Source organism: Vibrio sp. 1727 (genome assembly GCF_033344415.1).
GTDB classification, from domain to species: domain Bacteria; phylum Pseudomonadota; class Gammaproteobacteria; order Enterobacterales; family Vibrionaceae; genus Vibrio; species Vibrio alginolyticus.
On record NZ_JAWPOT010000583.1, the window covers coordinates 1 to 542 of the forward strand.

The window sequence follows — 542 nt, forward strand, 5'->3', positions numbered from 1 at the left end:
CTATTCTGCTACTACCGATAAACAAGATCCACATTACGTGCAAGCTCGCCCTTCGTTGATTGCGAAAATGCGTCAAGCCGATTTGGCTATGTGTTCTGGAGCAGAGCTAGAAGTAGGGTGGTTGCCTATGCTACAGGCACGAAGCTCAAATGCTGCGGTGCAAAATGGGGCAAAAAGCATGATTTACGCTGCCAGTTTTGTACGTATGCTGGATACACATCAACATGTGGATCGCAGTATGGGTGACATTCATGCGCATGGTAATCCGCACGTGCAGTTTGCTGCGAATGACATGATTACGCTTTCGCGCGTTGTGACTCAGCGTTTGCAAGCTGTTGATCCTGAAAATGCGCCAACCTACCAGCTCAATGGGATGAAGTTTCGTGCGCATTGGCGAAAAAAACTCAACGAATGGGAAGCAAAAGCTAAGCCGTTAAATGGTAAGCGAGTAGTGGGCTATCACTCCACTTACCGATACTTATTTGATTGGCTAGGTATGGTTCAAGTCGCGGATCTTGAGCCCAAACCAGGGGTATCGCCGA

At 48.2% G+C, this 542-nt stretch carries 1 protein-coding gene; it reads left to right on the forward strand.

The window, feature by feature from the left end:
* On the forward strand, nt 1-542 hold a 542-nt coding region (locus tag R8O10_RS27060; protein WP_318192206.1), incomplete at both ends, for a metal ABC transporter solute-binding protein, Zn/Mn family.